The following is a 23601-nucleotide window of genomic DNA, read 5'->3' as shown; positions in this document are numbered from 1 at the left end:
GGCATATTTAAATGACTATAAAAATAAAAAAGTGCATCTTTGAAGATTTACGCAAACTTCAAGAAATTAGTTATGAAACATTTAACGATACATTTAAAGATCAGAATTCACCTGAAAATATGAATGCCTATTTGGAAAGGGCATTTAACTTAAAACAATTAGAAAAAGAATTATCCAAAATTTCTTCGGAATTCTTTTTCATCTATTTCAATGAAGAACTTGCTGGATATTTAAAGGTAAATATTAATGATGACCAATCCGAAGAAATGGACGATGAATCACTTGAAATCGAGAGGATTTATATTAAGAACAAATTTCAAAAACAAGGGTTAGGTAAATATCTGCTAAATAAAAGTATGGAAATTGCAATGGAACGTAATAAAAAGAAAATCTGGCTAGGCGTATGGGAAAAAAATGATAATGCTATTGCTTTTTATAAGAAAACCGGGTTTGTTCAAACCGGATTCCACTCTTTTTATATGGGTGATGAAGAACAAATGGACTTAATAATGACCAAAACTCTGATATAACTTTAGTAAAGGTTAAATAACTAGCCTAGATTGTTTAAGAAGGAAAATCGTAATGATATAAAGAAATAAACTAGTAAAATACATTCCAAAATGGGGAGGTAGTTATGAAGGTTTTACGAGAGAGTTTTTTGTTCCCTGAAAGCTTAAAGTACTTTCAATTGGGTTGTTGTAATGGGTAAGGACTGGTACAACATGATTGCAAAGAAACTTGGCGGGTACACCAAAAATTGGGACTCAATAAAGGATCACATCTCTGGTGAGGATATCTTTGAAGAACAATTAAAAGAGCTCTTAAAAAAATATCAAATAGCTTTAGATGCTGGTTGCGGTCACGGTGATTTCACATTAAAAATGTCACGTTTTTCACAGAGAATTATTGGATTTGATTTTTCCATTGAAATGATCGAAAAGGCTAATCAACTTCTTGAGGAAAGCCAAATTACAAATGTTCAATTTTTCCATTCGTATGCTAATGACTTGCCATTCCAAGATGAACAATTTGACATCATTTATAACCGTAGGGGACCATTGAGTATCTTTAGAGAGATTAGAGTGCTAAAAAAAGATGGCGTTATTTTTGGAATTCATAGTGGAGCGATAGATGAGATTATTAATGAATTAAATAATAACGGTTTTTACTCAATTGAAATAAATGAATATACTACGAATGAATATTTCCCAACAGAAGTAGATTTTGCGAAATTTTTCACAAGAATGCCTGGACATCCTGATTACTTAGATTCAACAAACCAACACCTATTAAACAAATTAGTTGAAGCCCATAAAACAGATAGAGGACTAATTGTCCAAGAAAAGAGATTTATTTGGAAGGCTTTAAAGAATTAGGGTACTTTGAAGAAAGCATACCTACATAATTAATACTAATTAAAGCTTATTTGTTCAACAATCGGGTGATTGCGGAACAAAGGGCAGTCGTTTTTTTCTAGGCAGATCCGGATTCTTTTAGTGATTGGATATAAAAAATTATGAAACCAGCTAATCTTCTTATGTGAAGATAGCTGGGTTTTTAAGCTTGGATGTCTAAAATATTATCCAATATAGGTGCAAAATAGTTCCTAAAAATGACAATTGTAATGGATATCTCTTGAATATTGAGTTTAGGATTTAGAAAAAGAAGGATTTCCTTATTCTAAGCACTATCACTTTCATGTTCTTCCACCATTTTGTGCACTTCTGATTCAATCGCAAAAACATGTCCATCTTCAAGTTTTTGCTTAGGATATGGATGGAACCATTGAATTTCTCCTTCATGTACAAAGCCTTTGAATTCCTCTCCAAAAACTTGCAAAGTAAATTGGTATCGTTCATGAACTCGACCCTCATGAAAAGATTGTATTTGACACTTAAAACATATATGCCCGATTGGATAAAATTCACCTTGTGTCAAGCACATGATGGTATTACAAGAAAAGATAACTGGTTTCTTAATGAAAAGGGAAGAATACCAGTTCAAACTGAGGTAGAAAAAATTATAAAATATGTTAAACAAGGAGCTTTGGCTTATAAAGAATATGAGCTATTTATCTAGTTGGTGCATATCTTAAAGTCGCAAGTTGCCAATAGTATTATTGAACTATATAGGAGGTTACTTGAAAAAGGAATTAACAAAATTAGGAAGAAATAAATAGTATTCTACATAAATATTAGAATGATAATCATAAAAGTAGTTTTAAATTTAAAATACTCTAAACAGATAATTTTTTATAACTTCATAGAAACCCTTTAAGAATGAGCAATGAAAAGGTAGGAACAGAATAAAATTTTGTCAATACTCAATTATGAAGGATTGATTAATATGTTTCTTCTTCACGCAACCATACAGTTGCTTATACTTGACGAGCAACCGTATGGTTGCATATACTTAATATATGAATTGGGACAAAGACGCTATATTCAAAGCACTTGGCGACTCGACTAGGCGACTTATATTAGACGAACTATCCGAACGCAACGAACTGACTTTGTATGAACTTACGGTACGTCTCATTATGAGGTACGACCTTTCTATTTCGCGACAGGCGATAGCTAAACATCTTTCTGCATTGGAAGATGCAGGGCTCGTAAAATCAAAACGAAAGGGAAAATATCGAGTACTTATATTCAACAACGAACCACTTAAAAATTTGCTGAAAGGATGGATAGAATAATTTTATAACTAATAACGAATGTATGGGTTTTTCTGCTTGGAGCCAGATTGTTAGAAGAGCACTATACGTCGCATATATCAAAGGAGGCAAAAGCATTATGAAAATCATTGTTACAAGTATATTTGTTCAAGATCAAGAAAAGGCATTAGAGTTCTATACAAAAACGCTGGGTTTTGTAAAAAAGCATGACGTTCCCGTCGGAAAATTTAGGTGGATAACACTTGTTTCTCCAGATGTTCAAGACGGTACTGAACTTGTGCTCGAACCGAATGACCATCCTGCTGCCAAAGAGTATCAAAAGAAGATATTTGCCGATGGCATCCCAGCAACAATGTTTGGCGTTGCAGATGTTCGCGAAGAGTACCAAAGATTAATTAAAAACGGCGTGAAGTTCACTATGGAACCGACAGAAATGGGCGAAGTCACAATAGCTGTCTTTGACGATACATGCGGTAACCTTATTCAAATAGCGCAAAAGTAAGTTAATGACCAAAAAACCTAGTTTCTATACAACTTTATTGGTAAATTTTTTGATCTGTGAAGTGTTTTTTATCAATAATTAAACAATTTTAAGCTAACCCTGTCCTAATTTTAGGTCGGGGTTATACTTGTTTAAGGTATAAAATTAAATAACATTGTGAATAAGTTCACTTAAACTATAGGGTGCGTTAATCGAATAACGCTTTTTTTGTTGAAGCTATTAAGCTAACAGGAGTAGGTTAGTACAATTAAGGAAGTAATAATAAGGGAACAGATTGAAAAAAATAATACTGTTTTTATCTCTATTAATTGTTCTGTTAGTTACTTCGGGTTGCTTGGATGAAATAATTGAGCAGAAAATAACTATACAAAAACGAACTGGTGAAGAAAATATTTTTGAAGACTTCAAAGAAGTCACTAAAAGAAAACAGGTGAAAAAAGCGATAGATATAGTTAAAAATGCTACTTGGAAAAATGAAAAAGTAGAAATGGCAAGCTATGCTGACTACCAATTTCAATTCCCGTCTAAGAATAGCAACGGCAGCAAAGGTAAAATAGCATCTTATTTACTATGGATTAGCTCAAATGGTGAAAATCTGGAGATAGTTACCGATAGCGATAGGTATGTGAAATTAACAAAGCAAGATTCAGCAGACCTATATGATATTTTAACAGGAGAAGAATTAATAAAATAATTCCCTATCTTCTTATACTCTTCAACTAACTGATAGCGTTGATTAAAGAAGGATTAACGCTTTTTTTGAGGTATCAAGCTAACTGGTGGAATACTTCAATAGTTTATGGTTTTTTGTGGTAAATTTAAGGTTTAAACGGGATTCAATAAACATTTGACGCATAGTCTTATTAATATTTTCTGAGAGGAAGAATGCCCAATGAAAGGACAAAAAGAAGCAGCAAAGGGTAAGACTCTTCGCTTACTGATGCCGCAATGGCAAGGCGGCTACAATCCGACCTATTATTTAGGCGCACTATTATTAAATTGGCTTGCTCCCGCTTCAGATGATGTTCAAGTAGAAGTTCCGGTTTCTTTAATACCGAAGGAATAAAAGTAGAAAAGGGGACTTATGCACGCACCGACGTATTGAAACAGTTACATGATGCATTCGACATTTTATATAAACATCAACCGGATCGCGTCGTCGTCTTAGGAGGAGACTGCGGTGTAGAATTAGCGCCGATAGCGTATTTAAATGAAAAATACGATGGTGATGTAGCCGTCCTTTGGGTGGATTCCCATCCCGATGTCAAACTGCCGGATAATTACATCGGCCAACACGCACATGTATTGGCTACCTTATTCGGTGTCGGCGATGAAGAATTTGTCGCATCCGTTCCGAAACTTGTTCAACCTAATCATGTCCTCTATGTCGGCTTAAATGAATGGTCTGCCGAAGAACAGAAAGTCATGAACCAATTTCACTTAAGTGCCATTACGCTGGAAGAATTATTGAAAGACAGTTCACCGGTATTAAATTGGTTAGAGAAATTAAATCCGGCAAAAGTATTTATTCATTTTGATTTAGATGTACTTGATCTTAGAGAGTTCCGTTCTCTTTTAGGAGCCAATCCGGATACGTATGAAGAGATGCTTGTTAAAGCGCCGAAAGCGTCGAGCATGGAAACGATTATACGTGTTCTCCAAGATGTAGCAAAAAACCGATGTTGTGGGATTAGGTATTACAGAACATGTTCCTTGGGATGTTTATGCATTGCAAAATATGTTACAGCGGCTTCCCTTAATAGGAGATATAAATAAAAAGGATGAACCCCGTTATAACTGGTTATGACCATAAACATCAAAAGTGAAATTTGCACTGATGTGTTGTTGAGATAAAAAGCCTCAAAAATTGAGAGCCTCTTCTCATATTAGGGGAAAATTAAAAGTGGAATCCTTGCATTAATATTAAAGATAGAATGAAAACGAAGCTTTTCTGATAAAATGCACTTTACCTAAAGGGGCTTTTCTTTAAGAAGGGCAATGCTCTTTTGTTATTCAAGGGGCAGGATAGTTTAATTATAATGGTTTTTTACTATCCAGTGTATCAGTAAAAGCTGTTAAACTACATGTATTGAATGGGTTTGGAAGGAGTGTCGTTGGAAGAGAAAATAGACATTCTTACGTGGAATCGGAGTGATCTCTACCATTCTATCACGTGATGACTCTAATAAATAATAATGGAGTTTTTAACTACGTTAGTAGCTAAAGGAGAAGATATTATGACTCATAACGAGGTTGTTAAAATCGGTGGTACATATTTACTACCATTAGTATCAGAGTTGTATGGGTTGGAAGGCTATGAAACCAAGCCGGTTAAGGCACATCCCGGAGGGCGTAATGTCGTTTATACATGTGAGAAAAATGGCGCCGACTCCAAAATACTCAGAATCGCTTTTTTGAATGACAGAAGCCGGGAAGATTTTCTGGGCGAAGTTGAGTATATCAGGTATTTGTTCGAACATGGCGGAAATGTCTCGGATGTAATTAGTTCCAGAAAGGGAAATCTGTTGGAAGAGATAACTTTTAATAATCATACCTTTTTTATCTGCCTGTTTAAAAAGGCTAAGGGAAAAATGCTTGTGGAAAATAACTATCGGTACCGGGAAGGAGTTCCGATTACCGAATATTATTATAACTGCGGTAAAGTTCTGGGGAAACTGCACCAATTGTCGAAAGAATACACTCCTGTCCATCGTAGGTATAGTTTTTTTGATAAATACAATGCCGAATATATCGATAAACTGATACCCAGCTCCTTATCTTTGCTTAAGGGGAAGCTGGGAGAGCTCCTTAAAACATTAGAAGGATTGGACAGGAACCGTGAGTCTTTCGGTATGATCCATTTTGATTACAACGATGGGAATTATTCAATAGACTTTGATACAGGGCAAATAACCGTATATGACTTCGATAATTCATGTTTCGGTTGGTATATGTATGACCTGGCAGATCTCTGGACAAATGGAGTTGGATGGATCCAATTTGAACAAGATGCTGGTGAACGCAAGAAGTTTATGGATGATTATTTTAAAACAGTCCTAGAGGGATACAGATCCGAGACTAGTATTGATAGTACGATGTTGGATAAATTGCCTTTATTTATCCAAATAACCCTCATGGAAAGTATTGTAGATGCATTTGAGGTGATGCAGCATAATGGCGAAGAGCCGGAGTGTGACGAGGACCTGTCGTATCTCATAAAATGTCTGGAAGACGATATCCCGTATGAGGGTTTTTTCCATGAAATTTACTCGAGTGATGAACCGTTTGTGTATGAGAAACGAATTATTTAGTCTGATAGTAGCAGCTTGTAGAAAATTAATTCTGATAGACTCAAAAAACTCGAAAAAAAATAGTGGAGTTTTTACCAATTGATATTGCAAGTACAAGGTATATGTTATTCCTTTTCGTAGAGATTAAGTGAAAGGAAGAATATATTGATTTTATGCTAGATATGTAGATTTGAAATAAAGTTGCACCGTTTTTCCCCTTTAGATACGATTATCTAAAGGGGCGTTTTTATATCAAAAAGAAAAAGAACATCTGAGATTGAACAGTGGATTAAACAAGGTCGAGGGACCTGTATGGGAGTAGATTATAAACCTTGGTTAAAGATTCAAGAAGTATCTTCAAAGGGGCGTTCACTAGTTTAAAAGGAATAAAAACAAATATACAGCATGAATTTCTGTCGGATTTAGAACGCAATTATTTTTATTTAACTGAATATTCAAATTATAGAGGAAGATTGGGTATGTACCAGAACACTTTCCGGAGAATCTACGATTTAAACTAAAAGAATATTTGATACTAACGGCATCCTTTCACGGCTTTTCTAACCAACACACTGAAACTGATTTTTAGAAGAATATCGGGTTTCATAATAAGTGCTTGAATTAAACCTACCTTTTGTTTTGTCCCTTTTGAACATTGTTTTACTGGCGTGTCAACATAAATCTTAAAACCGAAAATTCCGATATGTTCGAAAAATCACTCAGCTTTTGAATGGTGTATAGTTTAGTATCAGCTAAATCACGAAGCCTCGGTGCAAAATTCCATCAGTTGTTTTTGTTTTCAAAGGAGAACTGATAAACTGGGATAAAACAGAATATTTAAATAGGATGTGTTTTACATGAATAAACAAATAGGATTTATTGGCTGCGGAAAAATGGGACAGGCGATGGTTTTAGGGATGATTACAGCGGGTGTTGTACCGGCTGATTTTATAAAGGTAAGTACAAGCTCAGAAAATACGTTACAAATGGTTAAGGAAAAACTGCATGTTCAAGGAACGCTAAACAATAAAGAGATTGCCCGATTTGCGGACATCTTATTCTTAGCAGTTGATCCATCAAGTTATGCGAAAGTGATCGAAGAAATTAAATATGATGTGAAAGAAGAGGCTGTTATTATAATGATTGCAGCAGGTATTTCCATTCAAACGGTGGAGTCTGCTTTCGGCAAGCCCGTTAAATTAGTACGGACGATGCCAAATACACCCTCACTAGTTAGAGAAGGAATGACAGTCTTTTCCATCAATGAATTAATCACTCAAATAGATTTGGCGGATGTTGTGGAAATCTTGAATTCGTTCGGAAAAACAGAACTTATGAAAGAAGAACTGATGGATGCTGTGCCTGCTATTAGTGGTTCTTCACCAGCCTATGTGTATATGTTTATTGAAGCATTAGCTGATGGAGGGGTTAGAGATGGCATTCCGAGAAAGCAAGCGTACAAATTGGCTTCCCAAGCTGTACTTGGAGCTGCGAAAATGGTGCTTGAGACGGAGAACCATCCAGGAAGTTTAAAGGATGATGTATGCACACCAGGAGGATCAACCATTAGAGCTGTTGCTGCATTGGAAGAAAGTAATTTCAGGTCATCGATCTTGAATGCAATGAAAGCATGTACTCGGAAAAGTAAAGGATTAGATGACGAATAAAAAATGGAAGCCAAAAGGGTCTGTTGTTTGGTGGTACTTTCAACAATAGTGTATACAGATGTTTTTGTGTATCTATTTATTATTCAAGTACAGATTTTGGTGTAGACCCCAAATCATCCTAAAGCTATAAAAAAATTATAGTTGTTATTTTCTTGTCAAAAAAGTAGGCAGTTTTGTGTCAAGCGTCAATAGAAGCGTGGATATAAGATATTTGATTATCGACACAAATCTGTTTACTTTAGGAATGTAATAATTTCAATAATTACAAAACAAAGTCAACATTTTTGTGTCATAATAATCGCCGACACAAAAGTGTTGACTTTTTACTTACACTACACAAATAAATTGACTTTGCGGATAAATCTCAATAACTTTTTTTAATCTTAGTCTCAACGAAAATTTTAGTTGCATTTTGCAAGTAACGTGCATATAATGTGATTATGAGGTGAAAATAATGGAAAATCTCCGTGGAATGTTTCAAATAATGACACGTCGATTCGGTTTACTTAATAAAAATTGCTGTACTGTTGGTGGATGTGATCTTTCCCTTATTCAAAGCCACATCCTATATGAGATTGATAATCAAAATAAACCATCTATGCAGCAGATAGCAGAAACATTAGGAACTGATATTACTACTTTTAGCAGGCAGGTTCAATCGCTAGTAAAAATGAACTTAATTAAGAAAACACCAGATCCCAGTGATAAAAGAATTAGTATTCTGTCTCTGACTACTGAAGGTAAGTATATTGCAGCAACCATAGATCAACAAATGAATGCATTTTTAAATGAGGTTTTTTCTCATATGAATGAGTTTGAAAAAGAAACCGTCATCCGTTCAATTCAATTATTAAATAATGCAATGGCAAAGTCTAGCGCATGCTGCAAGCCATTGCAGGGGTGATTCCCCAGAATCAATACTTGCATTATGCAAGTATTGATGGTTTTTAAAAGCTAAACATTTTTTATTGTGTACTCAAGTAAAAAAATCCTAATTAAAAGAAAAGAGGAGAAAACATGACTGCTTTGAATGATAATATCCAAGGATGTTGTAACCCGAGAAAAAATGATTTAGAAAACAACAATGTAACGAATAAGAAAATAACTAAGCAACTGCCTGTTGTTATTATTGGAGCTGGACCGGTTGGTTTAGCAGCAGCTGCACACTTAGCAAGAAGGGATCAATCGTTTATTTTATTGGAGGCAGGGATGGAAGTAGGTGCCAATATCAAGAGTTGGGGACATATTCGGTTATTTTCACCATGGCGATACAATATAGATAAAGCTGCTATGAACTTATTAAATGCCAGTGGTTGGGCTCAGCCAGAATTAGAAAATTTACCGACTGGGCAGGAGCTTGTTGAACAATATTTGCAGCCACTTTCTAAGGTGCCTGAAATTATACCTTTCGTTTACCTTAATACGAAAGTTTTATCGATTGGAAGAAAAGACGTGGATAAAATGAAAACTGCAAATAGAGAAAATGTTCCATTTGTTATCCATTCTGAAAAAAATGGGGAGTACAGATCATTTGAAGCTAGGGCAGTAATAGACGCCTCAGGTACATGGGGAAATCCTAATCCTGCTGTTTCGAGTGGTGTTTGGCTTGCCGATGAGAAATCCCTCCAAGAAAAAATATACTATGGAATTCCCGATATTTTAGAGAAGGAACAACAACGATATGCAAATAAACGTATAGCTGTTGTTGGAGGAGGGCATTCTGCCATTAATACACTGTTAGATTTAGCTAAATTGAAAGAATATTATCCTGAAACTGAGATTTTGTGGATTTTGAGAAGGCAGAGAGTTGAAGATGCATATGGTGGGGAAGAGAAGGATGCTCTTGAAGCACGTGGCCTTCTCGGTAGTAGAATACACAATATGGTTGATAACCAACAGGTGAATGTAATTACACCATTTCGTATCCAATTAGTGAGGAAATCAGGAGAGGGGATTGAGTTAATAGGCAACCAGAGTAGACTTGATGGGATAGATGAAATGATTGTAAATACCGGTTGCCGTCCTAATTTTTCGATTATTAATGAACTTCGTACTTCTATTGATTCCTCTACTGAAAGTGTAAAAGCGTTAGCACCATTGATTGACCCTAACATTCATAGTTGCGGTACTGTTCGTCCTCACGGTGAAAAGGAATTAAGACAGCCCGAGAAGGATTTTTATATCGTGGGTGCCAAAAGTTATGGACGTGCCCCAACCTTCTTAATGGCAACAGGATATGAGCAGGTTAGGTCAGTAGCTGCATATTTAAGTGGTGATTTGAATGCCGCTGAGAAATTAGAATTAGATTTGCCAGAAACGGGAGTCTGTAGCGTCAATCTAAATAGTAAAAGCTCCTGTGATGGACCTGCATCTGCTTGTTGCAATTAATAAAACAACTTCAAAAAAAGGGGAGCGCGTGCTTCCCTAAAAAAATTTTTATTAAAAGGTGAGTGTAAGATGGTCATTAATCATGGTGGAGCGTTAAAAAAGGAATATTTCATTTCTTATATGAAATTAATCATGAATGCTTTTGGTTGTACAATTGAGGAATCTAAAGATAAAACCTTTGAACGGCTGTTTCGTTTTAAGGAAAATGAAATGGGTCAGCAAACGTATAAACAGTTTCTCTTAGCTTACCAAGAAATTAAGAACAATTTTAAATAGTGTTGTGGAGGAAATTAAATGATAAGAGGAGCAATCATTCGTGGAGTCGGAGAGACAGACTTGGAAGCTATTATGACAATTTATAACCAAGGGATAGAAGATCGGATAGCCACTTTAGAAACAGAGGTTAAAGATATTTCATATATGACAGAATGGTACAAGCAGCATCAGAACAGATATAGTGTAGTGGTTGCAGAAGACGGAAATAAAATAATTGGATGGGCTTCTTTAAATCCTTATAATAACCGATGTGCTTATGATGGAGTTGCGGATATTTCAGTTTATATTTCCAGGGAATATAGAGGCAAAGGAGTAGGTGGTAAACTGCTTACCACTCTTGAAACTAAAGCAAAAGAACATAACTTTCATAAGCTAGTTTTATTTACTTTTCCATTTAATGCTTTAGGACAAGGACTATATAAAAAAATGGGTTTTCGTGAAGTAGGCATTTTTAAAAACCAGGGTATTTTAGACGGGGAATTTGTTGATGTAATGGCAATGGAAAAAATTCTATATCTTATTTCTTATTAAAGTGCGGCTAATATCTAGCCGCCTTTTTGTTCATTAATCATCATGAATTTAGGTGAACTTTAAAATGAACATACTAAATGTAAAGATTTTGTAAAGAAGAATAAAAGCATTTACTTATATAAGCAAATCATTATATATTAATATTTGGAAAGCGGAGGTGAACACAGGATGAAAAAATCCACAGTGGAGATTGATAAAGCAGCAAACATTTTAAAATTATTAGGCGATAAGACGCGATTAACCATGGTGTCAATTTTAGATAACCATGATTGTTGTGTGTGTGAGTTTGTGGCGATGTTTAAAATGAGCCAGCCCGCTATCAGCCAGCATATTCGTAAATTAAAAGATGCGGGAGTGGTAGGAGAAACCAGGAAAGGACAATGGATTATTTATGCATTAAATAAGGACAGTGAGTATTATCCGATGGTTCAAGACCTGCTGGATCACCTTCCAAGCCAAGATTATAAATTAAAAGAATTGGAAGAACAGGGTTTACGAATTTCGTGTGACTAGATGGAGGATTTAAGTAATGACATCAATCATTTTAGCATCAGTGATCTTTTTATTCACAATTATACTTGTTATATGGCAGCCAAAAGGACTATCAATTGGATGGTCCGCGTGTGGTGGAGCTATATTAGCTCTTATAGTAGGTGTTGTAGATTTTAAAGATGTCATCGATGTAACATCAATAGTTTGGAATGCCACTTTGGCTTTCATAGCCATCATTATTATTTCCCTCATCTTAGATGAGATTGGCTTTTTTGAATGGGCAGCCTTGCATATGGCAAGAGCAGCAAAAGGTAACGGGGTAAAGATGTTCATCTATGTTTCTATTTTGGGAGCCATTGTCGCTGCATTTTTCGCGAATGATGGGGCGGCACTGATCTTAACGCCGATTGTCCTTGCCATGGTGAGAAACCTTAATTTTAATGAAAAAATGGTATTTCCTTTTATCATTGCGAGTGGATTTATTGCGGATACAACCTCACTGCCATTGGTTGTAAGTAACTTAGTTAATATCGTATCTGCTGACTTTTTTGGAATAGGTTTTGTAGAGTTTGCCTCAAGAATGATTATTCCGAATTTCTTTTCATTAGCTGCTAGTATTATTGTCTTGTACTTATATTTTAGAAAAAGCATTCCAAAGAATTACGATTTATCGAATTTGAAGGCACCAACTAAGGCAATTCGAGACAAAAAAATGTTTAAATTATCATGGGTTGTTCTAGGGATTTTATTAATAGGCTATTTCGCAAGTGAATTTATTAGAGTTCCTGTTTCTTTTATAGCTGGTATTGTAGCTATTTTCTTCTTATTCATGGCTAGAAGAAGTCCAGCTGTTAATACGGGTACTGTTATTAAGGGAGCACCTTGGGCAATCGTTTTCTTCTCTATCGGAATGTATGTAGTGGTTTACGGTTTAAGAAATGTAGGTCTTACAAATGTTTTATCTGATTTAATCCAGTTAACTGCAGACCAGGGGCTATTTGTTGCAACAATCGGTATGGGATTCATCGCGGCATTTCTTTCTTCTGTAATGAACAACATGCCTACTGTTATGATTGACGCACTTGCCATTGCAGATACAAATACTAGTGGCATTATTCGAGAAGGACTCATTTATGCGAATGTCATAGGATCTGATTTAGGTCCAAAAATTACGCCGATTGGTTCTCTTGCAACACTGCTATGGCTGCATGTATTGTCCCTTAAGGGAGTTAAAATATCCTGGGGAACCTATCTTAAGACAGGAATTGTATTAACTATTCCAACTTTGTTCATTACACTGGTTGGTTTATATATTTGGCTACTTATCATTTAACAAATTTCCTATAAGGAGAATCTCAACATGTCTAAAAAAACAATCTACTTTCTGTGTACAGGTAACTCTTGCCGCAGCCAGATGGCAGAAGGATGGGCAAAAAAGCATTTAGGTGATGAGTGGAAAGTGAAAAGTGCTGGACTAGAAGCACATGGATTAAATCCGAATGCAGTGAAAGCAATGAAGGAAGCAGGTATAGATATTTCAAATCAAACATCTGATGTGATAGACCCTGAAATATTAAATAATGCAAAATTGATCGTAACCCTTTGTGGTCATGCAGCAGACAATTGCCCGGTAACACCTCCACATATCAAACGTGTTCACTGGGGATTCGATGACCCTGCAAAAGCAGAAGGAACAGAAGAGGAAAAATGGATGTTCTTCCAACGTGTACGTGACGAAATTGGAGAAAGAATTGAACATTTCGCGAATACTGGAGAATAATAATTAAGGTAAAAGCCGTGAGAAACTCTCACGGCTTTTACTTTCACTAATGTATAAGTACATTCTTATATCATAATTAAGAGGATGAAAATATGCTAAAAATTCAAATCTTTGATCGTGCAATTTGCAGTTCAACAGGGGTAAAACATAGAAGGATTGTTAAAAAGAGCAGGTAATTAATGTATAAGGGTTATCTAAATAGTTAGTGTTATGGTAGTTGTAGATAGTCCATTAGATACGCGTTATAAATATTCGAATGAAATAAACTGAAAAGAGTTTTTCATGAAAGTTTGTGAAGCATTATACTTAAGCTTACGGGCAGTTTAGTTTAATAAGAGTTCCATTTAAAAAGGAACCGCGATTTTAGCGATTCCTAAGATTATTATTTATTTGCTGCGTTTATTGTACTAAGTGAATTAGTAAGTGCTGTTTTACATTTGCTTACATCAGGATTCGATGAACGAACTGCTGCTAATACAACATCAATTGTTCCATCAATTTTCGTCCATGTAGCGCCATCAATTTTTCGAAGCTTAGGTTCTTGTGTATCCCACTGATGTTCCAAGTTATCAGCGCCTTTTTTTGCTGTAGCAAAGTCGTTTTTATTTACAGCGTTTAGCATATCATTTTCAAATTTAACAAAATCGTTTAATTGACCTGCTAATGTAGCGTGCTCTGCAGCACCTTGTGATGTAATATTATTAATGCGCCATTTATAACCACCTATACCAATAACTAAGAAAATTACGATTATAACAATCGTTTGTGCTAGCGCATGTTTGTTATTTGCATTACTTTGGTTTGTTTCCGATATTTCACTTTTAGCATTTGTATCAATCTTTGAAACGGCAAGGAAAATGATGATCGCTAAAATAGCGATAAGAAAAATCACACTCGTAACGGTTGTCCCGAGTCCTAATCCGCCATTTACTTTTGGTTGAGATAGATAATCTCCAAGTGACGCTCCAAGTGGACGAGTTAAAATATACGCAATCCAGAAAGCTAATACTCCGTCAAGTTTCAAAAATTTATAAGCTAAGAACACCAGAGCAATAATAACAACAACGCCTATTCCGGTGTAAAGATAACCAAAACCAAGTTGTTCTGAATATAAATCGCCGACCGCTGTTCCAAGTGCAAAGGTGAAAAGGATCGTAAGCCAATAGAAAACTTCTCTTTTTCTAGTAAAAATCGAGTGGATCGAGAGTGTTTTTTCACTAAGATACCAAAATAGAAAAGTTAGTCCTAGTAGCACCGAGAAAACACTTGTACTAACCTCAAGTGGTACGCCCATATTATCTGTCAAATTATCCGTTACCAGTGTTCCAAATACGCTTATAAGAACAACTGTTATCCAGTAAATGGCTGGAACATATTTGTTTGCTTTAAATTGAAAAAACAATGCAATAAAAAACCCAACTCCCATAATAATGGTAGTAAGAGTTAAACCAAGTCCAATGTTGAAGTTGATGAAATCAGCAAATGTTTCACCAACAGTTGTACACAAAACTTTGATAATCCAAAAGAAAATCGTCACTTGTGGCACTTTGTTAAGTAAAATTTTCATTTTATTTTGGTTTCCTTGCATATATAATTTTCCTTTCTTAAAAATGGATGCCAACAACTTAATTTTATTTCTCTCTCTCTAATTAAGGATACCCATCCAAATCCAAGATTATCATTAAGGAAGTCTGCGCTGTTTCCACCCACAGTGGGTGCCATAATCTTGACGATTTCAAAAAATATGGTGACTTTTAATATTTTGTATATCATTTATCGACCTAAAGGGTGAACCGTTTCAGTTTGTTCTGAAAATACTAAGTTTTCTTTTTGGAAGTAAACATTGTTACAAAGAAATTTCCATCTCTTATTTTCATTTGAGATGATATCAGTCTCTACTTTAATAGAAATTAGGGGGATATTTATTAAAAAATGATTAAAATTATCTTAAGTGTCTATTAAGCATAAGCGGCATTGTCTTATATTACATACGTCCAGGAGTGTTGAAGATCTAACGGGGCAGGTCAGTGCAAGAAGGTATAAACGAGAAGAATGAAGAAATAAATTTATATAGATAATCGAATTAGGGAGGAAATAAGTAAAAAGATTTATATTAAATGTAATTATATTTTTGGTTGTTATTAGTATTATTGGTTGTTCAAAGAGTGGTGCTTACGGGTCAGAGGAAGCGATTAAGAGAGGGGATGTTGTTTACCAAAATGAAGTTGTTAATTTAGAAAGGTTTGAACAGTTCTTAATTAATTTATCTAACAAAAAAGAAGACACCATACGAGTTACAGGCTATACTCACGAAGGAGACCCTATTTTCCAAGATTTACAATTTGATGGGGAAGTTATTCATTACACTTATGATAATTCAAATGATGAATATGCTGGAAAAAATAAAGGTAAAGAGACCGATGTTTGCAAAGAAGTAATTGAAAAGAAAATACACAAGGCGAAATCGAATATTTAATAAGTGGTTGTTCCAAGAATCTTGAAAGCATTTTAATTAGGGTTGAATAAAATCCTCTTTACTTATTGTGCTAACGGGGGCTAGAGTGAAATAAAAGCATATTAGAATTAGTAACGCTTGGATCTAAAACCAAGCGTTGATAGGCGTAGTATTAGTTTGTTATTCGGTATGCTATTTCAAATGTATGAACAATAGACATACTGTTAAAGATTATCCGTATTAATTCTTGGGGTTTCTGGTTCAAGAGCCGCTGCTGCCCTAGCATTATCATTATGTCGATCGTTTTTGTATCTATCTAATTTACTGTATCTTTCTATGTGTTTGGAAGTTTTCTTTTTGTCAGCCACCTTATCACCTCCTACGGATAATATGTCCAACTTTTACCTTGAAAATAAAAATGGTTGAAATAAATTAATATTTCTTAACGCTATTAAGAAATCGATGCTTGAACGACGATAGAAGGATTTATCGTGATGGTAGCTCCCTCGCTTATTGAAGTAAAAGAGCAGGTTTATTTAATAAGGAGGAAATATAATGGAAGTGAAAATTGAGTATTATGTTCTTGGTTTGCTTATAATATCATTTATGTTCTTCTATATTGTTGCATCACTTTTAGGGGGCACAAATGCGCCATATAGAGACCTGTTACTTACTATTACAGTTGGTCATTTTGTTATGTCAAAACTGATAACAATAAAAAAGCAAAAAGGGCAACAAGAAAAATAAATTATTGAGTAACGGGTAGCGTTAATCGAGTAGGATTAACGCCTTTTTTGTTGAAGTTATTAAGCTAACGGGCAGCTTAGTGCAAGAGAGGTTTTTAACTTGTATTCAACAATCGGGCCATTTAAAGGAGTAAGGATTGTTTAACTAACGATCGAAATTGGAGAGAGCAGGTGGTTTAATTGTTTAAGGCAGCAGTATATTTGGTACACGGATTGATATTCATATTAGTAATTCTTATTGGTATAGGCCCAATGTTTAGCATTGCTGCACCAGACCCAGATCAAACTCATGGGGCTTGGGTTTCAATGATTGCGATTTTTAATATCCTTGTATTGGTATCTGCTTTTGTACAGTTAAGGATAAAAAAAGTTTGGGTGTTTTTAATATCCACAATAGGCTTGATTGCTCTTTTTATTCTCACTTTACAATACATAAACCCTTCCGTTGTGGGTTTATTTTAGAATGAACAAAGTAACAAGTGTTTAATTAACGGGCGCTTTTCTTTAATAAGAGGCGTTTTTTTTATTGATCCTGATTCCGGAATAACTAATTTAATAGATTGGATTATGTTTAAAGTATAGAAAAGATTGTGAAGGTTTCTACTTAAACTAACGGATGCGATAGTCCAAGAAGGATTATCGCTTATATTTGTTGAAGTTATTGAACTAACGAGGCAGTTTAGTTCAAGAGAGGTTTATAACTTGTATTCAACAATTGGGCCATTATCTTTAATAAGAAATACGTTTATGCTAAAAGATACTAAGAAAAAATAGGGTGAGGTGTTTGATATTATTATTGAGGCGATTATTGGCTTCATTATAGACTTATTAGCGAATGCTCTATTTTTTATTACTCCTAAATCAAAACTCGAAAAAAATATTGATAAATTAAGGAACGAAAAATGGTTTTCCACATTGTATCAAGACTATAGATATAGTTATGTCATTTGGCATAACAGAAAAGTGAAACGTTACCTTATTAAGTCTAAAAATGTTGAATTACTTATTAGAAACGAACAGGAAAAAGAAAAATTTATTAATCTTATTGAACAAGAACACTTTAAATTCACTGGCTTAAAATAATACTTATTTTTTACTAACCAGCTAATAGGAGTTCTATTATCGGGCGCAATTCTTGAACAAGGATTTGTGCCTCATTTTCATTTAAAGGGCAAGATTGCTGAGTAACTCATTTTCTAAATAAATGGATATTTTAGATGAGATTGTGAAGAAATGTACTTAAACTAAAGGGCAGTTTAGTCGAAGAGGGATAACTGCATCAGCCCCTTTTTTATTCAACTATAATAACATCGTTATTTGTCGAACGATTCATATTTTGCAACAAAAGGGGTTATCAAATAGAATATAGAATTTATTTAGGGAATAAAAAATAAGTGAATTTAGGGGGATTGTTGAAATGTTGGATGTTAAAAACTTTGATTTAAAAAAGGCTGATATTTCTGGTTCAAAGTGGCAAGAAGTTAAAGCTGAGAAACTTGAAATTGACAATGTAAGTTTGGCTAATACAAAAATTAATAACGTAAATATGAGTAAAATGGCTATTAATGATGTAAATTTGGGTGACAGTAAAATATCAAACGCTAATCTATCTGGGGTAGGAATTCAGCATGCAAACTTTAGTAATGCAGTTATAGATCATGTTCATTTATTTGGGACAGAATTTCATAATATAGTTTTTCCAGTTGAGGGTGATGGGAATTTTAATCCCGACGGGCAATATAAACCAATTAGCTTTCTAAATAGTGACCTTACAAAAGGACAATTTAAAAACTGTAATTTATCAAACATGGAGATTATTGATTGTGATATTTCTGGATTAAAGATTAATGGAATACTAATTGAAGAATTAATTAAGAACAAATAAAGCACTAATATCGACGGGACAAAAAATGCTACTATTTTAAACTTATTATATATGAATTGACTGGTACATTATAATTCAACAAACGGGGGCTTTAATCCATTAAGGTTTATGGTCCTTTTTTATTGAATTTCATCTTGTGCTAACGGGGCAGGTTAGTTTGACAAGATAGGTTATTTTTATCTTTATATTGAATAAGGTAAAGAATAGGATGAATTGACTTTTAGGACAAGTTAAGAGAGACAATCCACATAATTATATTCGAATCTTTTAATTGCTTAGTTTTGATATAGGACCGACGAAGGGCGGTAATCTAAAGTGAATAAAAAGAAATTTTTTATTTTGTTGTTAGGATTTAGTCTCTTTATCGGTGGATGGAAATCAGCTAAAATATCCCTGCAAAAAAATGTAGAAAAAATCTATTATGACCTAGGATACAAATCTATTGCAGAAGCAATAGAGGAAACCAAGTCATATTTTAAAACAAACTTAGATTTGCCAAAAAAATTGCCGCCTTTAAATTTTAGCCACACTTTTGGCAGATTTAACCGAGAAAATGAGAACCTCGAGATTGAATATTTAAATGAGAAAAAAAACTTTAATTATATAATAAATATTTTTCCTGCTAGAAATGAAAGGGATTTTTTTTCAAGTACAGACACTAAAATATCTCTAAAAGACGGGACGGATGCTTATTATTCAACAGCAGGAAAAGATGAAAAGGTTATAATTGTTTTAATGTTTATTAAAAATAATTGGACTTATATACTGAGTATTGAGGAAAAATTATTAGACGATCCTTTGCCAACGCTAGTAGAAATCGCAAACTCATTGTGAACTAATGCACCTTGAAAGAAAGTTTCCCATAGGCCGTAATTTTCACTAACGGGCAGGATAGTGTAATAAGGGTATTGGAGGTGTCTTTGTATGAGGAGGAGAGTAATTCTCATAATAGGGATAAGCATTTTAGCGATACCTATATTTTTAATATGCAATTTTATGAATCCTAAACCAGGTCAAACATCAGGGAATGGTAACCCAGCAATTTTATTATTGGGTATTATTTTTATTATGTTTTGTTGTCTTGTGTATTTATGGACTAAAGTTTTTAGTGATTATACTATTAAAACTGGCGTATTATTAGTTGGGATTACAGTTACCTTTATTCATTTAGTGATGTCAATTTTTTATCAAAGGATTGCTTTTCTAAGATATAAAAATATTTTGGCAGAAAAATACAAAGTAGATTTTGGATTTATAGACGGGCAGTATATTGATAGCATCACTTCTTTTATGTCCATACACGTCAACAAGCAATATTTTAATGTAAACACATACTTTATATTTTTAACCGCTTCCATTTTTCTATCTCTTCTTTTAGATTATTTTCGTAAAAGTTTATGAAATAATGTGTAGATAAGGTTTATTGCACTAACGGGTGCGTTGATCCAGGAAGGATTAACGCATTTTTTGTAGAAGTCCTTATTGAACTAAAGAAGCAGGTTAGTTTAATAAGGAATTTGAATACTTTTACGAATTATGTATTAAAATATTCAATACAAAGTAAAAATGGAATAACCTTATTAGTTAAAAAAAGTTTATATCAATTATAATAAAAGAGGCTAGAATTTAATGAGAGAAGCAAACACTAAGTCAAAATTAGCTTTAATATTGGCAATCTTGTCATTTTTTGTACCAACAAGAGGTATAGTATTCGCTACAATTGGTGTAGCAATTGCTACTATTAGTTTTGTTTTATCAATAAAAAGTTTAGAAGAGATTAGAAGATTCAAGCAAGAAGGGAAATGGTTTGCTCGCTCAGCTATGATCTTTAGTATTGTATCCATATTTTTGCACTCGTCTCACTCATGGAGTATTGACAAGATACTTCCGTAATACCCTTCTTTGGTATTCTGTATTTAATTCTTCGCAAAAATAATAGTTCTTGTTGAACTAACGGGTGCTATAATTTAAGATCTTCAGCTGCTTCGGCGGCTTTTTTTCTTGTTCCACTAACGGGCAAGTTAGTTCTGTAAGACTAGGTTATGGAAGGATTTTCCTGATTAGATACCGAGTATTTAATTATTCGTCAAACTTTAACAGAGAGATTGCCTTTAGAATGAAACCAAACTAACTAGGGGGGGAATTTACATTGATTAAAAAAATTATGTGGGGATTAGGTATATTAGTAGCAGGATTTTTTATATATTTCGGCTATACCATATATAAGGATATGAGCACGATCGCAGAGGAAAGAGAGAATCCAGTAATTGAAGATGAAGTAATTACAGACGAGAACATTACAGATGAGGACATAGAAATTACAGAAACGGAAAAAAATCCATTTGGTCAAAGCCTTTCAATAGAAGAAGTAGAAGATGATGATATACTGCGTTATATTCATTTAATGTCACACCAAAAGGTTAAATCACAGGAAAAATGGGGGGGATTCTACCTCATTACAGACGAGAGAATCGATTGGTTAATCGAAGCGGTTGAATTAGATAACATGAAATTGAAATACAAAAAGGTATACTTTGATATTCTTGAAAGGTGGAAAAAAGGAGACTTTTCAAGGATTGATAAAGACCACAATGTGGTATGGGGATTCCAAGGTGGAAATGTCGGCGCAGCGGAAGGAATAATGGACCCAGAGGAAGAAAAAGCATTTATCGAAAGTCAAAGTGAAGAATAAGGGGGGATTAGACAAAATGATTTTAGATAAGGTACACTTTTTGAAATTGAAAAGAAAGAACATCATATTAAGCCAGGGAAATATATTAAGATGTGTTTATAGGCGCTAATGCTTATGATAACATTCCAAATTAAGAGATATAATGTAATGATTGAGGACTCAAGAATCTATAATTTGTTTGAAGAAGGTAATGAATACTTTGTAAATATTCAAGGTGTAAAAAAGAGGAATCAAACTGAATGTATATATATTTTTTTGGTCAATTAGGTTTGATTGATGGAACACAAATAGTCGGAAAAGGAAAAATTGAATAGGTTTGTGAATTACTGTACTTAAACTAATGGGGGCGTTAGTTAAACATATGTTTAATGCCGTGTTTTCTGGTTTTTATATGTTTGATATAAGATATCTATACACGAGGAGGGAAAAAGTGAACGAAAGTATACTCATTATAGAAGACGAAGTAGGATTAATTAAAATGCTAAAACGATTGTTAGATAAGGAAGGATTTCAAGAGATATACCAAGCCGAATCGGGTGCTGAAGCATTGAAAAAGGTACTGGAACACAGGATTGATTTGATATTGCTCGATGTCATGCTGCCAGATACAAACGGGTTCGATTTGTGTCAACAAATTAGAGATATATCAGAAGTACCCATTATCTTTTTGACAGCACGTACTACCGATATTGACAAATTAACCGGCTTTTCTATGGGTGGCGATGATTATATAACGAAACCTTTTAATCCACTCGAAGTCGCTGCCCGAATCAAAGCCATTCTACATCGTCAAAGGAAAACAATACTTGAGATGTCTCGGGTATTTCAGACAGAGAGTTTCGTTTTGCATTATGACCAGGCAAGGTTGATTGTGGAAGGAAAAGAAGTAAATTGCCCAGCTAAGGAGTTCCAATTACTTAAATTCATGTGCCAGCATCCCAATCAGGTTTTTAGCGTAGACCATCTATACGAAAAAGTTTGGGGAGATTATAGTATTGTGGGGAAAGAAAATACGGTTATGGTCCATATTAGTCGCCTACGTCAAAAAATTGAAAAAGATCCTAAACATCCAGAGTATTTAAAAAATGTGAGGGGACTGGGTTACATGCTAAGCAATGAAAACCAAAGGAGTTCCCAATGAAATTAGAAACTAAAATTTCATTGATATTAATAATGATTTTTTTAACCGTAGGTGCTCTTTTTTTTATTACGGGATTTTCAGTCCTTAGCGTATTGAACATCCCTCTAGGAATTAATGGATTTGTGACATATGTTCTATTCCCGCTACTATTCATTGGAATGCTTATTCTGATTGGCCTTGTTATCGACCGCCAAATCAGGAAGCCTCTTTTCTTTTTTATACGCTGGATTGATCAATTATCACTTGGGGTCTTTAAAATGCCTGATACAATAAAGAATTTTTCTTTAAATAAGATGAGGTTTAGTCCGTTTTTGGAACTTAAATTAAAGCTCGATGGTTTAACATATCAACTCAATGCAGCAGAGAAAGAACGAAAAGAACTTGATGAAACAAGGAGGAACTGGACCTCGGGAGTGACACATGACTTAAAGACGCCGTTATCATACATTAAAGGTTACGCAGCCATGCTTCGTTCCGAACATAAATGGGATGAAGAAGAAATTAAGGAATTTGCTAAAATTATTGAAGAAAAGTCATTATATATGGAGCAGTTAATTGATGATTTAAGTGTTGTTTATGAGTTTGATAAAATGAAAATCCCTTTGAATTTACGTACTATAAATCTGGTCACTTTTGTAAAAAATGTTTTGGAAGATGTTCGTCAGTATCCGATGGCTAATGACTATCCTATTCATTTAAAGGTCAAGGATGAAGGCGATATTTTATTACCATTTGATCAAACATTATTAAAAAGAGCATTAGAAAATTTCATTATGAATGCTATTTATCACAATCCCCGTGAAACAACGATTACTGTTTCCATAGAAACAGCTGAAGGCTCAATCTTAATAGAAATTAAAGATGATGGTATTGGAATGGATGATAAAACAATTCAACAATTATTTAATCAATATTACCGAGGTACGACGACGGACAAGTCCCATCTTGGGTCAGGGTTGGGAATGTCCATTGCTAAACAGTTTATTGAAAAACAAGGGGGGCAGATCAAAGTCGAAAGTGAGCCGAATAAAGGAACGAAGATAAAAATTTTATTTCCTTTCCAAAATTAAGGTTCCGTT

The 23601-nt window shown here is 34.2% G+C and carries 30 protein-coding genes and 2 pseudogenes; 29 read left to right on the top strand and 3 right to left on the bottom strand.

Going from position 1 to position 23601, the window contains the following annotated elements; translation table 11 throughout:
- The first annotated feature begins 11 nt into the window (after nt 1–11).
- Nucleotides 12–530, top strand: coding sequence for a spermidine/spermine N(1)-acetyltransferase (gene paiA, locus KHA93_RS06055; RefSeq protein ID WP_213109912.1), 519 nt, complete (start codon nt 12–14; stop codon nt 528–530).
- 171 nt (nt 531–701) lie between these two features.
- Nucleotides 702–1376: a class I SAM-dependent methyltransferase gene (locus tag KHA93_RS06050; RefSeq protein ID WP_213109911.1), complete on the top strand. Its 675-nt coding sequence runs from the start codon at nt 702–704 to the stop codon at nt 1374–1376.
- A 304-nt stretch (nt 1377–1680) separates the two neighbouring features.
- On the opposite strand, the gene KHA93_RS06045 is transcribed toward KHA93_RS06050, so the two are convergent.
- Nucleotides 1681–1839, bottom strand: a complete 159-nt coding sequence (locus KHA93_RS06045) for a hypothetical protein (protein ID WP_213109910.1) — start codon at nt 1837–1839, stop codon at nt 1681–1683.
- Nucleotides 1840–1905: 66 nt separating this feature from the next.
- Between KHA93_RS06045 and KHA93_RS06040 the strand changes: the two genes are divergently transcribed.
- From KHA93_RS06040 to arsC, 16 genes and pseudogenes are all read left to right on the top strand, one after another.
- Nucleotides 1906–2079, top strand: a complete 174-nt coding sequence (locus KHA93_RS06040; protein WP_213109909.1) for a hypothetical protein — start codon at nt 1906–1908, stop codon at nt 2077–2079.
- A gap of 340 nt (nt 2080–2419) precedes the next feature.
- On the top strand, nt 2420–2698 hold the full coding sequence (locus KHA93_RS06035) for an ArsR/SmtB family transcription factor (protein WP_213109908.1): 279 nt from the start codon (nt 2420–2422) through the stop codon (nt 2696–2698).
- Between the two features lie 97 nt (nt 2699–2795).
- Nucleotides 2796–3179, top strand: a complete 384-nt coding sequence (locus KHA93_RS06030; protein ID WP_213109907.1) for a VOC family protein — start codon at nt 2796–2798, stop codon at nt 3177–3179.
- A gap of 274 nt (nt 3180–3453) precedes the next feature.
- Nucleotides 3454–3873 (top strand): YhfM domain-containing protein, encoded by a 420-nt coding sequence (locus tag KHA93_RS06025; RefSeq protein ID WP_213109906.1) that lies wholly within the window; start codon nt 3454–3456, stop codon nt 3871–3873.
- Between the two features lie 198 nt (nt 3874–4071).
- Nucleotides 4072–4245: a hypothetical protein gene (locus tag KHA93_RS23095; protein ID WP_233711056.1), complete on the top strand. Its 174-nt coding sequence runs from the start codon at nt 4072–4074 to the stop codon at nt 4243–4245.
- A 35-nt stretch (nt 4246–4280) separates the two neighbouring features.
- Complete coding sequence (locus tag KHA93_RS06020; protein ID WP_233711055.1) at nt 4281–4955, top strand: arginase family protein; 675 nt, start codon at nt 4281–4283, stop codon at nt 4953–4955.
- Between the two features lie 461 nt (nt 4956–5416).
- Nucleotides 5417–6490, top strand: coding sequence for a phosphotransferase enzyme family protein (locus KHA93_RS06015; RefSeq protein ID WP_213109905.1), 1074 nt, complete (start codon nt 5417–5419; stop codon nt 6488–6490).
- 228 nt (nt 6491–6718) lie between these two features.
- A pseudogene (locus KHA93_RS23690) lies at nt 6719–6933 on the top strand (TnsA endonuclease N-terminal domain-containing protein); the annotation flags it as partial.
- A gap of 393 nt (nt 6934–7326) precedes the next feature.
- Nucleotides 7327–8136, top strand: coding sequence for a pyrroline-5-carboxylate reductase (proC, locus tag KHA93_RS06010; protein WP_213109904.1), 810 nt, complete (start codon nt 7327–7329; stop codon nt 8134–8136).
- A 454-nt stretch (nt 8137–8590) separates the two neighbouring features.
- Nucleotides 8591–9040, top strand: coding sequence for a MarR family winged helix-turn-helix transcriptional regulator (locus KHA93_RS06005; protein ID WP_213109903.1), 450 nt, complete (start codon nt 8591–8593; stop codon nt 9038–9040).
- A gap of 113 nt (nt 9041–9153) precedes the next feature.
- On the top strand, nt 9154–10524 hold the full coding sequence (locus tag KHA93_RS06000; RefSeq protein WP_213109902.1) for an FAD-dependent oxidoreductase: 1371 nt from the start codon (nt 9154–9156) through the stop codon (nt 10522–10524).
- A gap of 69 nt (nt 10525–10593) precedes the next feature.
- Nucleotides 10594–10800: a hypothetical protein gene (locus KHA93_RS05995; RefSeq protein ID WP_213109901.1), complete on the top strand. Its 207-nt coding sequence runs from the start codon at nt 10594–10596 to the stop codon at nt 10798–10800.
- 18 nt (nt 10801–10818) lie between these two features.
- Nucleotides 10819–11331: an arsinothricin resistance N-acetyltransferase ArsN1 family A gene (locus KHA93_RS05990; RefSeq protein ID WP_213109900.1), complete on the top strand. Its 513-nt coding sequence runs from the start codon at nt 10819–10821 to the stop codon at nt 11329–11331.
- A gap of 168 nt (nt 11332–11499) precedes the next feature.
- Nucleotides 11500–11844 (top strand): ArsR/SmtB family transcription factor, encoded by a 345-nt coding sequence (locus KHA93_RS05985; RefSeq protein WP_213109899.1) that lies wholly within the window; start codon nt 11500–11502, stop codon nt 11842–11844.
- 16 nt (nt 11845–11860) lie between these two features.
- The gene (locus tag KHA93_RS05980) at nt 11861–13156 is read left to right on the top strand and encodes an arsenic transporter (RefSeq protein WP_213109898.1); all 1296 of its coding nucleotides are present in this window, start codon (nt 11861–11863) and stop codon (nt 13154–13156) included.
- Between the two features lie 27 nt (nt 13157–13183).
- On the top strand, nt 13184–13603 hold the full coding sequence (gene arsC / locus KHA93_RS05975) for an arsenate reductase (thioredoxin) (protein ID WP_213109897.1): 420 nt from the start codon (nt 13184–13186) through the stop codon (nt 13601–13603).
- 826 nt (nt 13604–14429) lie between these two features.
- Here arsC and KHA93_RS23090 read toward each other — a convergent pair.
- Nucleotides 14430–15191: pseudogene (locus KHA93_RS23090) on the bottom strand (COG4705 family protein); the annotation flags it as partial.
- Nucleotides 15192–15734: 543 nt separating this feature from the next.
- Between KHA93_RS23090 and KHA93_RS05965 the strand changes: the two are divergent.
- Nucleotides 15735–16079, top strand: coding sequence for a DUF4362 domain-containing protein (locus tag KHA93_RS05965; protein WP_213109895.1), 345 nt, complete (start codon nt 15735–15737; stop codon nt 16077–16079).
- Between the two features lie 203 nt (nt 16080–16282).
- Here KHA93_RS05965 and KHA93_RS05960 read toward each other — a convergent pair whose 3' ends face one another.
- Nucleotides 16283–16426, bottom strand: a complete 144-nt coding sequence (locus KHA93_RS05960; RefSeq protein WP_213109894.1) for a hypothetical protein — start codon at nt 16424–16426, stop codon at nt 16283–16285.
- A 187-nt stretch (nt 16427–16613) separates the two neighbouring features.
- Between KHA93_RS05960 and KHA93_RS05955 the strand changes: the two genes are divergently transcribed.
- The 10 genes from KHA93_RS05955 (at nt 16614) to KHA93_RS05910 (ending at nt 23592) form a co-directional block, all read left to right on the top strand.
- Nucleotides 16614–16805: a hypothetical protein gene (locus KHA93_RS05955; protein ID WP_213109893.1), complete on the top strand. Its 192-nt coding sequence runs from the start codon at nt 16614–16616 to the stop codon at nt 16803–16805.
- Nucleotides 16806–16984: 179 nt separating this feature from the next.
- Nucleotides 16985–17266, top strand: a complete 282-nt coding sequence (locus tag KHA93_RS05950; protein ID WP_213109892.1) for a hypothetical protein — start codon at nt 16985–16987, stop codon at nt 17264–17266.
- 318 nt (nt 17267–17584) lie between these two features.
- On the top strand, nt 17585–17887 hold the full coding sequence (locus tag KHA93_RS05945; protein WP_213109891.1) for a hypothetical protein: 303 nt from the start codon (nt 17585–17587) through the stop codon (nt 17885–17887).
- A gap of 334 nt (nt 17888–18221) precedes the next feature.
- Complete coding sequence (locus tag KHA93_RS05940; protein ID WP_213109890.1) at nt 18222–18689, top strand: pentapeptide repeat-containing protein; 468 nt, start codon at nt 18222–18224, stop codon at nt 18687–18689.
- Between the two features lie 315 nt (nt 18690–19004).
- Nucleotides 19005–19523, top strand: a complete 519-nt coding sequence (locus KHA93_RS05935) for a hypothetical protein (protein WP_213109889.1) — start codon at nt 19005–19007, stop codon at nt 19521–19523.
- A gap of 90 nt (nt 19524–19613) precedes the next feature.
- Complete coding sequence (locus KHA93_RS05930) at nt 19614–20090, top strand: hypothetical protein (RefSeq protein WP_213109888.1); 477 nt, start codon at nt 19614–19616, stop codon at nt 20088–20090.
- 228 nt (nt 20091–20318) lie between these two features.
- Nucleotides 20319–20582, top strand: coding sequence for a hypothetical protein (locus KHA93_RS05925; RefSeq protein WP_213109887.1), 264 nt, complete (start codon nt 20319–20321; stop codon nt 20580–20582).
- 256 nt (nt 20583–20838) lie between these two features.
- Nucleotides 20839–21381 carry a DUF6241 domain-containing protein gene (locus tag KHA93_RS05920; RefSeq protein WP_213109886.1) on the top strand — a complete coding sequence of 181 codons (543 nt, stop codon included), beginning with the start codon at nt 20839–20841 and terminating at the stop codon, nt 21379–21381.
- A 430-nt stretch (nt 21382–21811) separates the two neighbouring features.
- Entirely contained in the window at nt 21812–22522 is a 711-nt protein-coding gene (locus KHA93_RS05915; RefSeq protein ID WP_432806305.1) for a response regulator transcription factor, read from the top strand.
- On the top strand, nt 22519–23592 hold the full coding sequence (locus tag KHA93_RS05910) for a sensor histidine kinase (protein ID WP_213109885.1): 1074 nt from the start codon (nt 22519–22521) through the stop codon (nt 23590–23592). The genes KHA93_RS05915 and KHA93_RS05910 overlap by 4 nt, the downstream gene beginning before the upstream one ends.
- Nucleotides 23593–23601: the final 9 nt, after the last annotated feature.

It is taken from the genome of Lederbergia citrisecunda, assembly GCF_018343695.1.
Lineage (GTDB): Bacteria > Bacillota > Bacilli > Bacillales > Bacillaceae_C > Lederbergia > Lederbergia citrisecunda.
Note: the sequence above shows the minus strand (reverse complement) of the source record. Positions and strands in the feature narration are given on the sequence as shown.